The organism is Rhodococcus sp. P4_C10, from assembly GCF_056402135.1.
The window spans coordinates 14,094-26,230 of record NZ_JBFUHZ010000009.1; the positions used below are offsets into that span (position 1 = coordinate 14,094).

Here is a 12,137-nt window from a genome sequence, read left to right on the forward strand (position 1 = left end):
TCGTCAATGTCACCCGCCGACGCTTTTACTTCTGGATCGCGCACCATCACGCCGCCGTCCAAGCCTGCCCCTGCCGACCAGCCCGCCTGGAACCCGCAGAAGAACTCCTCCATGCCGACCTACCGGTACCGGCCGTTCGCCGACGAGGTCGAGCCGGTCACCCTCCCCGACCGCACCTGGCCCGACAAGGTCATCGACCGCGCCCCGATGTGGTGCGCGGTGGACCTGCGTGACGGCAACCAGGCGCTCGTCGACCCGATGAGCCCGGCCCGCAAGCGCCGCATGTTCGACCTGCTGGTGCGGATGGGCTACAAGGAGATCGAGGTCGGCTTCCCGTCGGCGAGCCAGACGGACTTCGACTTCGTCCGCGAGATCATCGAGGACGGCGCGATCCCCAGCGACGTGACCATCCAGGTGCTGACGCAGTCGCGCCCCGAGCTGATCACCCGCACCTTCGAGGCGTGCGAGGGCGCCGAGAACGTCATCGTGCACTTCTACAACTCCACCTCGATCCTGCAGCGGCGGGTGGTCTTCCGCGCGGACCGCGAGGTCATCAAGAAGATCGCCACCGACGCCGCCGAGCTGGTGCTCACGGAGTCCAAGAAGTACCCGGACACCAACTGGCGCTGGGAGTACTCCCCCGAGTCCTACACCGGCACCGAGCTCTCCTACGCCAAGGAGGTCTGTGACGCGGTCACCGAGACCCTCGGCGCCACCCCGGCCAACCCGGTGATCCTGAACCTGCCGGCGACGGTCGAGATGGCCACCCCGAACGTGTACGCCGACTCGATCGAGTGGATGCACCGCAACCTGGCGCGTCGCGACTCGGTCATCCTCTCGCTGCACCCGCACAACGACCGTGGCACCGGCGTCGCGGCCGCCGAACTGGGCTACCAGGCCGGCGCGGACCGCATCGAGGGCTGCCTGTTCGGCAACGGCGAGCGCACCGGCAACGTCTGCCTGGTCACGCTCGGCCTGAACATGTTCACCCGCGGGGTCGATCCCCAGATCGACTTCTCCAACATCGACGAGATCCGTCGCACCGTCGAGTACTGCAACCAGCTGCCCGTGGCCGAGCGCCACCCCTACGGCGGCGACCTGGTCTACACCGCGTTCTCCGGCAGCCACCAGGACGCGATCAACAAGGGCCTCGACGACATGAAGGTCACCGCCGACTCGCAGGACGCGGACGTGGCCGACATCCTGTGGCAGGTCCCCTACCTGCCCATCGACCCGAAGGACGTCGGCCGCACGTACGAGGCCGTCATCCGAGTGAACTCGCAGTCCGGCAAGGGCGGCGTCGCGTACATCATGAAGGCCGACCACGGCCTGGTGCTGCCGCGGCGACTCCAGATGGAGTTCTCGCAGTCGGTGCAGAAGCTGACCGACGGCGAGGGCGGCGAGGTCTCGCCCAAGGAGATGTGGGACGTCTTCAACGAGGAGTACCTCGCCCCGATCACCCCGCTCGAGCGGATGCGCCAGAAGGTGACCGCGTCCGAGGTCGACGGCGGCACCGACTCCATCACCGCCGTGGTGAAGGTGGGCGGCAAGGAACAGGAGATCTCGGGCAGCGGCAACGGCCCGCTGGCCGCGTTCGTCGACGCGATCGCCACGGTCGGCTTCGACGTTCGGGTCCTGGACTACAGCGAGCACGCCATGTCGGCGGGCGACGACGCCAAGGCCGCCGCGTACGTGGAGGCCGCGGTCACCACCCCGGACGGCACCAACAAGGTCGTGTGGGGCGTCGGCGTCGCCACCTCGATCACCACCGCCTCGCTGCGGGCCGTCGTCTCGGCGGTCAACCGGGCGCACTGAGCGAGACTCCGTAAAGGGGCCGCACCCGTCGGGGTGCGGCCCCTTTCTGCGCGGTGGACCCAGTCCCGCTGATCGGAAACGAGCACCACCCCGGCGCCCGTTTCGCATTGACTACCGGTCGTGACGACCCGACACCAGACGTTCCCGCACCTGCTCGCTCCCGGCGCCATCGGGCCGATGACGCTGAGCAACAGGGTCGTCCTCCCTGCCATGGACATGAACCTCTGCGAGGACGGCGAGATCCATCAGGGCGACATCGACCACTTCGCGGCCCGCGCCGAGGGCGGCACCGGGATGATCATCACGGGCTGCTGCGCCGTCGCCTACCCGGCGGGCTGCACCAGCCGCAAGGAACCGGGTCTGTCCGAGGACCGGTTCATTCCCGGACTGAAGGCCCTCGCCGACGCGGTCCACGAGACCGGCAGCAAGCTCTGCGTGCAGATGACTCACCACGGCAAGGTCGCCCGGATCGACACCCTCGACGGCCGCCCGCAGCTGGTGCCGTCCATTCCGAAGCCGCCCGGTGACATGAGCGCGATGGCCGACTGCACCCCCGAGGAGCTCGGGAAGATGGCCGCCATCCAGGAGGGCAAGAAGGCCACCTACCGCGAGGCCACCAAGGAAGATCTCGACTGGCTGGTCCGGATGTTCGCGGAGGCGGCCGGCCGGGTGAAGGCCGCCGGCGGCGACGCGGTCGAGATCCACTGCGCCCACAACTACGTGCTCGGCGGCTTCCTGAGCCGCTACTCGAACCAGCGCACCGACGAGTACGGCGGATCCCTGGAGAACCGGGCCCGGCTGACGTGCGAGGTGATCCGCGCGGTCAAGGACGAGGTCGGCGACAGCCTCGCCGTCATCGTGCGTCTGGCCGGGCAGGAGTACGGCGAGTCCGACGGCCTGACCCCCGAGGAGGCCGCCGGCGCGGCCGCCATGTTCGAGGCGGCCGGCGCGGACGCCATCCACGTCACGGGCACCGCGCTGAATGCCTTCGCGAACTTCACCGACGGCCCGCTGCCCAACAAGGTCGGCTACTACACCGACAATGCGGCGGCGGTGAAGCGCGCGGTGTCGATCCCGGTCATCACCGTCGGTCGCATGCTTCCCGAGGTCGGCGAGAAGATGATCGCCGAAGGCCGCACCGACTTCGTCGCGATGGGCCGTCAGCTGCTGGCGGACCCGGAACTGGTCAACAAGCTCGAGACGGGGCGCACCGCGCAGGTCCGTCCCTGCATCAACTGCTACGTCTGCGTGCAGGAGAACTTCTGGGACGACACCCCGCTGTGTGCGGTCAACCCGGCGCTGGGCAACGAGACGCTGCTCCCGTTCCCGACCACGACGGCCCGCAAGCACGTCGTGGTGGTCGGCGCCGGCCCGGGCGGCCTCGAGACCGCGCGCGTCGCGAGCGAGCGCGGCCACCGCGTCACCGTGCTGGACAAGACCGACCGCCTCGGCGGCACCCTGTGGTTCTCCACGTTGACCACGCCCGACAACGAGCGACTGCTGAACTGGCTCACCCACGAAGCGACGCGTCTCGGTGTCGAATTCCGACTGAAGACCGACGCCACCGCCGCCACGGTCAAGGCCCTCGCGCCCGACGTCGTCGTGGTCGCCACCGGTGCGGTTCGTGCGCGGCCGAGCGTGCCGGGCGGCAACCTGCCCCACGTGCACACCGGCGACAGCCTCCGCGCCCTGATGACCGGCGCCGGCGATGTCTCGGACCAGTCGCTGTTCCTGCGCACCATGGGCAAGCTCGGCGGGCTCGCCGGGATCACCAAGAGCCCCGAGAAGATCCGCGTCCTGAGCCGCAAGTTCCTCAGGTTCCTGCCGATGAGCAAGAACGTCGTCGTCATCGGCGGATCGCTCGTCGGCCTCGAACTGGCGGAGTTCCTGGCGGAGCGGGGCAGCCGGGTGACCCTGATCGAGGAGGGCCAGCAGCTCGGTGTGCCGATGGCGATGCCGCGCCGCTGGACCGCGGTCAAGCACGCCGGCGAGCTGGGCGTGAACATCCAGCGCAACGCGACGGTCGAGCGCATCAACCGCAAGTCGGTGGAGTTCACGGTCGGCGGCGAGACCCTGTCCGCGCCGGCGAACATGGTCGTCGTCGCGTCGGGTGTCTCGGCGGCGGCACCGCTGGCCGACGCGCTGGCCCGCGACGGCGTCGACGTCCGCGTCGTCGGTGACGCCGGCGAGGTCGACTACATCGAAGGTGCGATGCACTCGGCGTGGAAGGTGGCCACCGAGATCTGAGCGCGTCGTAACTCAGCCGCGGCCAACAGATCTCACCGCGACTACGTGGCTAAGGGGTGACGATCGAGAAGTCCGGGTCGGGCGCGTCGAGGTAGCCGGCGAGCTCGGCCAGCTTGCCGAGGTCGCCCTCCGCCACGATCCGGCCGTCGGCGATCGCGGCTCCGAGGTCCACCCCGCCGAGCAGTACCCCGAGCAGCAATGGTCGCGCCAACGTGAAAGTAGCGTCGGCCGCCGGGAACTCGGCGCCGAGGTCTCCGTCGATGTCGAAGTGCACCAGCAGACCGTTGCGCAGCTGCGTCCGGTGCACGAGGTCCTCGTCGGTGACGTGCCAGTCGACGACCACCTGCGCCGCCCACGCCCGCGGACCGTCGATCCGCAGCGACAGCGCGTCGAACACCTGCTCCACCGACAGCGCCGCCGCGATGTCCGGCGCGGACGGACTGGTCGGCGTCCCGACCGAGCCGTGTCGCAGCTCGTACGCCCCGGTGAGATAGAAGTTCCGCCAGGTCCCGTTCTCTGCCCCGAAGCCGAGCTGCTCGTACGTGTCGGCCTGCAACGCCCTCGCCTCCGCGTTGTCCGGGTCGGCGAAGATCACGTAGTTCACCACCTGTGCGACCCAGCGGAAGTCCCCGGCGGCGAAGGACTCACGGGCCTTGCGCAGCACCTCGGCGGCACCGCCCATGAACTCGACGTGCCGTTTCGCCGACTCGGTGGGCGGGTGTTCCCACAGGTGGGCGGGGTTGCCGTCGAACCAGCCCATGTAGCGCTGGTAGACGGCCTTGACGTTGTGGCTGACCGACCCGTAGTAGCCGCGGGTGTGCCAGGCCCGCGCCACGGCGGGTGGCAGTTCGAACTCCTCGGCGATCTCGATCCCGGTGCGCCCCTGGTTGATCCGTCGCAACGTCTGGTCGTGCAGGTAGCCGTAGAGGTCGCGCTGCAGGGACAGGAACTCGGTGAGCCGTTCGGTGCCCCAGGTCGGCCAGTGGTGCGAGGCGAACAGGACGTCGGACCGCGCGGCGTAGCGGTTGATCGACTCGGTCAGGTACTTGGACCACACGTGCGGGTCCCGAACCAGTGCGCCGCGCAGGGTGAGCAGGTTGTGCAGGGTGTGGGTGGCGTTCTCCGCCATGCAGAGCGCGCGCAGGTCCGGGAAGTAGAAGTTCATCTCCGACGGCGCCTCGGTGCCCGGCGTCATCTGGAACTCGATGCGAACCCCGTCGACCGTCTCGACCTGGCCGGTCCTGGACACGTCGACGGTCGGGGTGAGGAGGGTCGGGGTACCGGTCGAGGTGGTCTGCCCCAGCCCCGCGCCGATCGCGCCGCGCGGCCCGCGGGGCAGCGCGGCGCCGTACATGTACGCGGCCCGGCGGCCCATCGCGGTGCCGGCGTAGACATTCTCCGCCACCGCGTGCTCGACGAGCCCTACCGGGGCGAGGATCGCGCAGCGGCCCGCGGCCACCTCCTCTGCGGTGGTGACGCCCTTGACGCCGCCGAAGTGGTCGATGTGCGAGTGCGTGTAGATCACCGCGGTGACGGGGCGGTCGCCGCGGTGCGCGCGGTAGAGCGCGAGCGCGGCGGCCGCCGTCTCGGCCGAGATCAGCGGGTCGATGACGATGACACCGGCCTCGCCCTCGACCAGGGTCATGTTCGACAGGTCGAGGCCCCGGACCTGGTAGATCCGTTCGGCCACCTCGAACAGGCCCTGCTTGGCGACCAGCCTGGACTGACGCCACAGGCTCGGGTTCGCGGTGGGTGGGCACGGCTCCTCGAGGAACGCGTAGGAGTCGTTGTCCCACACCACCGTTCCGGCATCTCCCGTCACGACACCCGGAGTCAGCGCGGCCACGAAACCGCGCTCCGCATCCAGGAAGTCCGAATCATCGAAAAACGGCAGGCCCTCCGCGACACCCGCGTTGGCCGTCGTGATCTCGGGCGTTGCTCCGTCGGGCTCTGACATGCGGTTGCCTCTCCTGAGGTTGTCGATGCGAACCGGTCGAACTCGGCTTCGGCGTCAGCCGAGCAGCTTGGCCTTCGCGGCCGCGAACTCGTCGTCGGTGAGCACTCCGGAGTCGCGCAGCTGCCCGAGTTGCTTCAGCTTGGCGATCAGGTCGTCACCCCCGGCCGGCGCTGCTGCCGGCGCTGCTGCCTGCTGCGCCTGAACCTGCTGCGCATACGCGGCCTGCTGCTGCGCGGCCTGCTGCTCCGCCTGCTGGTCGGTGTAGGCCTGCTGTTCCTCGGCCTTCCGCTGAGACCGGCGGTTCATCGCGTTCGACGTCGCCTGTGCGGTACCCGCGACCACCGCGGTGCGCGCGACGGTGCCGAGCAACCCGGGACGCCCGACGCGCCTTGCCCTGAAAACCATGGGATTCTCCTGTCTGCGAAGAAATTTCGGTGTGGGTGGGACCGGTCAGAGGACCGCGTTGATGGCCGCCAGGACGTCGTCCCGCGGGATCTGGACGTGCAGCGCGACCTCGCCGCCGGCCGCGGTGACGGTGGTGGCCACGTTCCGGGCCCAGGTCTCCTCGTAGACGATGATCGCGGCCGACGAGTTCGGCTCGAGCGAATCCCGGACCACGTCCAGGTCCTCGTCGCTGATCAGGGCCTTGGCCTCGATCGAGAGGATGGCAAGTCCGATGTCGTCGAGGTCCTCGTCGACGTCGATCTGGGTGATGTTCCCGTCCGCATCCTTGGCGATGTAGACGAGGTCGAGCAGTGTCACGTAGCCACGATCGACCACGTCCTGGATGGCCTGAACGGCCGCGGGATCCACGCGCACGCCGGGAAAGCTCAGGACCACGAGCTCCACCGGACCTATGTTCACTGGCTCAGTCATGGCGTCCATTCTGCGCGCTCGACGGCCGCCACGTGCGGTAGTCCGGAGCCCCGGCGCGCCCCCACCCGGAGGTCACCGAATGTTCACCCGCTGCTGCGCTCTTTCACCTGTGAAGAGTGAGGCGGGCTCGACTGCTGTCTGCGATCCTCAGGCGAACACTCGGATCCACTGGAGAAACAGGAGCCTCACATGTCGTTCTGGGACATCATCTGGTACATCATCGTCTGCTTCGCCTTCATCGCCTACCTGATGCTGCTCTTCTCGATCATCGGCGACCTCTTCCGCACCGAGGGGACCTCGGGCTGGGTGAAGGCACTCTGGATCGTCTTCCTCATATTCGTGCCATTCATCACCGCGCTGATCTACCTGATCGTCAACGGCGACGCGATGACCAAGCGCTCCGTGCGGGCGGCTCAGCACATGAGGGACCAGCAGGACGCGTACATCAAGCAGGTGGCCAGCGGTAAGTCACCCGCCGAACACATCGCGGACGCCAAGGCCCTGCTCGACAGTGGCACCATCACCGAGACGGAGTTCCAGGCACTCAAGGCCAAGGCGCTCGCCTGACCTCTCGCCGGAGTCGGCTGGTCCGACTGCGCCGCAACGGCACCGAGGCTCCCGCCMCCAGGTGGGCCCGGTGCCGTTGCGCTGACTACCCCCGCTCGACCACGGCCCGCGCCTCGGCACGGAAGGCGTCGAGCACCGCCTCCACCGCCGGGCGCTCCGCGGCGGCCGGCCGAGTGGCCAGATCGTAGATCCGCGCCGCCCGGATACCCGCCAGGTGCGTGTGCACCAGGCCGGGGTGGGCGACCGCATGCCTCGGCATCAGCGCCACCCCGTGACCGGCCGCGACCAGCTCCTCGATCACCCGGAAGTCGTTGATCCGCTGCACCACCCGCGGCCGGACTCCGGTCACCGCGGCCACCGACTCCAGCACGTCGTCCACCGGGAACCCGCCGCGCACGCTGATCCAGCTCTCCTCCGCCAGTTCGTCGAGTTCGACCCCCGCCCGGCCCGCCAGCGGATGCCCGGGCCAGAGCACCAGGTCGATGGGTTCGCGCATCAACTCCTCGATCCGGACCCGCGGCGACGCCACGGTCGGCGCGCGCTCGTCCCGGTGGGTGAGGATCACGTCGAAGTCCGCCAGCAGCTGCGGCACCACCGACGCGGGTTCGTCCACGTCCTGCGCCTCGACGTCGACCCCGGAGCCGGCGAGGCGGCGCAGCAGGCCGGGCAGCATCAACGCGGCGCCCGAGGGGAACAACGCCACCCGCACCCGCCCCCGGGGCGAGCCGCGGTAGGAGTCCATCTCCGCGGTTGCCCGGTCCAGCGCCGCCAGCACGTCCTCGGCCCGCAGCACCAGTGCCTGCCCGGCGGCGGTGAGCCGGACCCGGCGGCCGTCCGGTTCGAGGATGGGGACGCCCGCCTCCCGGGCGAGGACCTTCAGTTGCTGGGAGACCGCGGACGGAGTCAGGTTCATCGCGACGGCGGTCGCGGCCACCGTGCCCCGGTCGGCCAGTTCGCGGAGGACCCGGAGGCGCTCGACATCCATGCGGTGAAGCTACGGTATTCGCCGGACAACGTTCCCGGCGCCGACCGAGCTCGGGACATTCGCATCCACCGATCGGGGGGACCTCGTGGGGTACGCATCTTTCAGCAACTGGCGTCGCTTGGAAGGCGACCGGCAGACCATCTGGAACGCCTTCACCCATCCGGTGGAGTGCGGAGCGTACGAGGAGCACAAGACGGAGACGGTCCTGCCTCCCGACTTCGAGATGGCCGCGGGACAGAGCTGGGACAGCAAGCACGGTGAGGAGTGCGACTTCGACGTCGTGCGGTGGAGCATCACCCGGTACGTGCCGCACGAGTTGATCACGTACTCCGGAAAGCAGCGCGGCATCCGCCAGGACGTGACGCTCACCATGGAACCCGAGGGCAACGGCTACGTCCTGACCGAGTCCATCCGCTTCCGCCCGGCCTTTGCCGGGCGCCTCGGCTCGCAGCTGGTGTCGTGGCTGCTGCTGGCAAGCGGCCTGCTCGCCAAGGTCGGTGACGACAAGGGCGAGTTCCTCGATCTGCTCGAGGAACATCTGGAACAGACCCACGGGTAGGCCCGGAGTTACGATTCGTGCAGCAAATCTACATGAATCATCCAGTTATATTCGATTGTCCTGATGTTTAGGTTGGCGCACCATTGTCCGGGTGACCACTCGCGACCGCCTGCTCGGACTGACCGTCGTGCTGCTGTGGGGGCTGAACTTCCTGGCCATCCGCGCCGGCCTCGACCATTTCCCGCCGTACTTCTTCGCCGGGCTCCGCTTCCTGGTCATCGCGGTCCCCGTGGTCCTGTTCGTCCCCCGCCCGGCCGTGCCGCTGCGGTGGCTGCTGCTCTACGGCGCCGGGTTCGGCGTCGTGCAGTTCGCGTTCCTGTTCTGGGCCATGAGCACCGGGATGCCGACCGGACTGGCGTCCCTGGTGTTGCAGTCGGCCGCCCCCTTCACGGTGCTGCTGGGTGCGGTGCTGCTCCGCGAACGCGTGAGCCGACGGCAACTGCTCGGCATAGCGGTCGCCGTGGCCGGCATGACGATGATCGGCTGGGACCGGGCCCAGCACGCGACGTTGCTGCCGCTGCTGCTCACCCTGCTCGCCGCGCTGGGCTGGGCGTTCGGCAACATCGGCAGCCGGCTGGCCCGGCCGGACAACCCGATGCGGCTGATGCTGTGGATGACCGTGATCCCGCCGCTGCCGCTCCTGGCGCTGTCCGCAGCGGTCGAGGGACCCACCACCGGCTGGTCCGCCCTCGGACAGTCGCTGAGCCCGGGCGGCTGGCCCGCCCTGGCCGGACTCGCGTACATCGTCGTCCTGGGCACCATCGCCGGATCCGGCCTCTGGACCGTGCTGATGAGCCGGTACCCGGCGAGCACCGTCGCGCCGCTGTCGCTGCTGGTGCCGGTGGTCGGTATCGGCGCTGCCTGGCTGGTACTCGACGAACAGCCGAGCCCGCTCGCCCTCGCCGGCGCGGTGGTGGTCGTCGGCGGCTGCCTATTCGGGACCCTGCGGTCGAACCCTCGCCCGGCGGACCCGCCCCTCACCGCGCCCACGCCGGATTCGGCAGCACCCGTGACCTCCCCCACCCCGGTGGCGGCACGCGTCTGACCGATCGGTCCGGTGTGGAAAACTCTGCCCGTGGCAATTGACGATCGTGGGGCAACGAGCCCGGGGAATTCTGGGTCGACCCACCAGCGCACTCGGTTCTCCGTGCGCGGCCGGCTCGCACTGCGCGCCGCCGCGGCCGCGTCCTGGGCCTCGCAGAAGGCCGGCCGGGGCAAGGGTTCGATGATCGGCGGGTTGATCGCGCTCAAGATCGACCCGACCCTGATGTCGCAGCTCGGCAGCGGCAAGCGGACGGTGCTGATCACCGGCACCAACGGCAAGTCCACCACCACCCGGATGACCGCGGCGGCGCTCGCCACCGTCGACGACGTCGCCACCCAGGCCGACGGCGCCAACATGGACGCCGGCATCGTCGCCGCGCTGAGCGTCCACGTGGACGCGCCGCTGGCCGCGATCGAGGTCGACGAGCTGCACGTCCCCCACGTGAGCGACGCACTGAACCCGGACGCGGTGGTGCTGCTGAACCTCAGCCGCGACCAGCTCGACCGGGTCGGCGAGATCAACATGATCGAGCGCAAGCTGCGGGCCGGGCTGGCCCGCCACCCCGGCGCCGTCGTCATCGCCAACTGCGACGACGTGCTGGTCGCGTCCGCCGCCTACGACGCACCGAACGTGGTGTGGGTCGCGGCGGGCGGCGGCTGGGCCGGGGACTCCGTGAGCTGCCCGCGCAGCGGTGAGCCCATCGTCTGGGAGGAACGCACGGGCGACGCGACGGGCATCGCCTACAACCACTGGCGCAGCACCGGCACCGACTTCGAGCGGCCCACCCCCCAGTGGTGGCTCGACGACGAGAACCTCTACGGCCCGGACGGCCTGGTCCTGCCGATGACGCTGGCCCTGCCCGGAAAGGCCAACCGCGGCAATGCCGCCCAGGCCGTGGCCGCCGCGGTGACGATGGGCGCGGCCCCGGCCGACGCCGTCGCCGCCGCGTCCGCGGTCCGCGAGATCGCCGGCCGGTACGCCGCCGTACAGGTGGGCCCGCACTCGCTGCGGATGCTGCTCGCCAAGAACCCGGCGGGCTGGCAGGAGGCTCTGTCGATGATCGACCCCGACGTCGACGGGCTGGTCATCGCGGTCAACGGTCAGGTTCCGGACGGCGAGGACCTGTCCTGGCTCTGGGACGTGCGCTTCGAGCACTTCGAAGGCGTCAAGGTGGTGGCCGCGGGCGAACGCGCCACCGACCTCGCGGTGCGCCTGACCTACGCCGGCGTGGAGCACACGCTGGAGCCGGACCCGTTGCGCGCCATCGCGTCCTGCCCGCCGGGCCGAGTCGAGGTGCTCGCGAACTACACCGCGTTCCGCGACCTGAACACCGCCATCGCCAAGGAGGACAAGGATGTCTGAGTCGACGGTGCGGATCGGCCTGGTGCTGCCCGACGTGATGGGCACCTACGGCGACAGCGGCAACGCCCTGATCCTGCGGCAACGACTGCGGATGCGCGGCCTGGACGCGGAGATCGTGGAGATCACGCTGTCCGACCCGGTGCCGGACTCGCTGGACGTGTACACCCTCGGCGGCGCGGAGGACGCGGCGCAGCGGCTCGCCACGCGGCACCTGGCCCGGTACCCGGGGCTGCAGAAGGCCGCCGAGCGCGGCGCGCCGGTGCTGGCGATCTGCGCGGCCATCCAGGTGCTCGGGCACTGGTACGAGACCTCCGGCGGCGACCGCGTCGAGGGCGTGTCGATGCTGGACGTCACCACGTCGCCGCAGGCCACGCGGTCGATCGGCGAGGTGATCACCCGGCCGCTGCTCGGCGGGTTGACGCAGCCGCTGACCGGGTTCGAGAACCACCGCGGCGGAACGACTCTCGGCCCCGACGCGACGGCACTCGGCCGCGTCACCCACGGCGTCGGCAACGGCGTCGGCGACGGGCTCGAGGGCGTGGTGCAGGGCTCCGTGGTCAGCACCTACATGCACGGGCCGGTGCTGGCCCGGAACCCGGAACTGGCGGACCTGCTGCTGGCCCGGGCCACGGGTGTGGACGCGCTGGCACCGCTACAGCTCGACGAGGTGGACCGGCTGCGCCGGGAACGGCTCGCGGTCGGTCGCTGACGGCGACGCGGCGAC

General features: G+C 69.9%; 11 protein-coding genes. 7 read left to right on the forward strand and 4 right to left on the reverse strand.

Annotation, left to right across the window (positions count from 1 at the left end; translation table 11 throughout):
* The first annotated feature begins 6 nt into the window (after positions 1 to 6).
* Positions 7 to 1,815, forward strand: coding sequence for a 2-isopropylmalate synthase (leuA, locus tag AC1DWC_RS07310; protein ID WP_477842721.1), 1,809 nt, complete (start codon positions 7 to 9; stop codon positions 1,813 to 1,815).
* Positions 1,816 to 1,935: 120 nt separating this feature from the next.
* A complete protein-coding gene (locus AC1DWC_RS07315; protein WP_477906796.1) occupies positions 1,936 to 4,062 on the forward strand; it encodes an oxidoreductase in 2,127 nt (708 codons plus the stop codon).
* A gap of 49 nt (positions 4,063 to 4,111) precedes the next feature.
* Here the strand turns inward: AC1DWC_RS07315 and AC1DWC_RS07320 are convergent, their stop codons facing one another.
* The 3 genes from AC1DWC_RS07320 to AC1DWC_RS07330 are packed head-to-tail and all read right to left on the reverse strand — an operon-like array spanning position 4,112 to position 6,895.
* Entirely contained in the window at positions 4,112 to 6,019 is a 1,908-nt protein-coding gene (locus AC1DWC_RS07320; protein ID WP_477906797.1) for an alkyl/aryl-sulfatase, read from the reverse strand.
* 54 nt (positions 6,020 to 6,073) lie between these two features.
* Positions 6,074 to 6,424, reverse strand: a complete 351-nt coding sequence (locus AC1DWC_RS07325) for an SHOCT domain-containing protein (protein ID WP_477906798.1) — start codon at positions 6,422 to 6,424, stop codon at positions 6,074 to 6,076.
* A 45-nt stretch (positions 6,425 to 6,469) separates the two neighbouring features.
* Positions 6,470 to 6,895 carry a DUF6325 family protein gene (locus tag AC1DWC_RS07330; protein WP_072846681.1) on the reverse strand — a complete coding sequence of 142 codons (426 nt, stop codon included), beginning with the start codon at positions 6,893 to 6,895 and terminating at the stop codon, positions 6,470 to 6,472.
* 189 nt (positions 6,896 to 7,084) lie between these two features.
* Here AC1DWC_RS07330 and AC1DWC_RS07335 point away from each other — a divergent pair, with 189 nt between their 5' ends.
* Positions 7,085 to 7,462: an SHOCT domain-containing protein gene (locus tag AC1DWC_RS07335; protein ID WP_477842714.1), complete on the forward strand. Its 378-nt coding sequence runs from the start codon at positions 7,085 to 7,087 to the stop codon at positions 7,460 to 7,462.
* A gap of 85 nt (positions 7,463 to 7,547) precedes the next feature.
* On the opposite strand, the gene AC1DWC_RS07340 is transcribed toward AC1DWC_RS07335, so the two are convergent.
* Positions 7,548 to 8,447: a LysR family transcriptional regulator gene (locus tag AC1DWC_RS07340; RefSeq protein WP_477906799.1), complete on the reverse strand. Its 900-nt coding sequence runs from the start codon at positions 8,445 to 8,447 to the stop codon at positions 7,548 to 7,550.
* Positions 8,448 to 8,532: 85 nt separating this feature from the next.
* Between AC1DWC_RS07340 and AC1DWC_RS07345 the strand changes: the two genes are divergently transcribed.
* The 4 genes from AC1DWC_RS07345 (at position 8,533) to AC1DWC_RS07360 (ending at position 12,122) form a co-directional block, all read left to right on the forward strand.
* Positions 8,533 to 9,006: an SRPBCC domain-containing protein gene (locus AC1DWC_RS07345; protein ID WP_477906800.1), complete on the forward strand. Its 474-nt coding sequence runs from the start codon at positions 8,533 to 8,535 to the stop codon at positions 9,004 to 9,006.
* Between the two features lie 91 nt (positions 9,007 to 9,097).
* Complete coding sequence (locus AC1DWC_RS07350) at positions 9,098 to 10,051, forward strand: EamA family transporter (protein ID WP_477906801.1); 954 nt, start codon at positions 9,098 to 9,100, stop codon at positions 10,049 to 10,051.
* 102 nt (positions 10,052 to 10,153) lie between these two features.
* Entirely contained in the window at positions 10,154 to 11,413 is a 1,260-nt protein-coding gene (locus tag AC1DWC_RS07355; RefSeq protein WP_477842706.1) for a DUF1727 domain-containing protein, read from the forward strand.
* On the forward strand, positions 11,406 to 12,122 hold the full coding sequence (locus AC1DWC_RS07360) for a type 1 glutamine amidotransferase (RefSeq protein ID WP_477906802.1): 717 nt from the start codon (positions 11,406 to 11,408) through the stop codon (positions 12,120 to 12,122). Before AC1DWC_RS07355 ends, AC1DWC_RS07360 begins: the two co-directional genes overlap by 8 nt.
* The last annotated feature ends 15 nt before the right edge of the window (positions 12,123 to 12,137 follow it).

Excerpts from the sequence above, each read along its gene's own strand:
- leuA (WP_477842721.1), top strand. The coding sequence starts at position 7 with ATGTCACCCGCCGACGCTTTTACTTCTGGATCGCGCACCATCACGCCG.
- AC1DWC_RS07320 (WP_477906797.1), bottom strand. The coding sequence starts at position 6,019 with ATGTCAGAGCCCGACGGAGCAACGCCCGAGATCACGACGGCCAACGCG.
- AC1DWC_RS07325 (WP_477906798.1), bottom strand. The coding sequence starts at position 6,424 with ATGGTTTTCAGGGCAAGGCGCGTCGGGCGTCCCGGGTTGCTCGGCACC.
- AC1DWC_RS07330 (WP_072846681.1), bottom strand. The coding sequence starts at position 6,895 with ATGACTGAGCCAGTGAACATAGGTCCGGTGGAGCTCGTGGTCCTGAGC.
- AC1DWC_RS07335 (WP_477842714.1), top strand. The coding sequence starts at position 7,085 with ATGTCGTTCTGGGACATCATCTGGTACATCATCGTCTGCTTCGCCTTC.
- AC1DWC_RS07340 (WP_477906799.1), bottom strand. The coding sequence starts at position 8,447 with ATGGATGTCGAGCGCCTCCGGGTCCTCCGCGAACTGGCCGACCGGGGC.
- AC1DWC_RS07360 (WP_477906802.1), top strand. The coding sequence starts at position 11,406 with ATGTCTGAGTCGACGGTGCGGATCGGCCTGGTGCTGCCCGACGTGATG.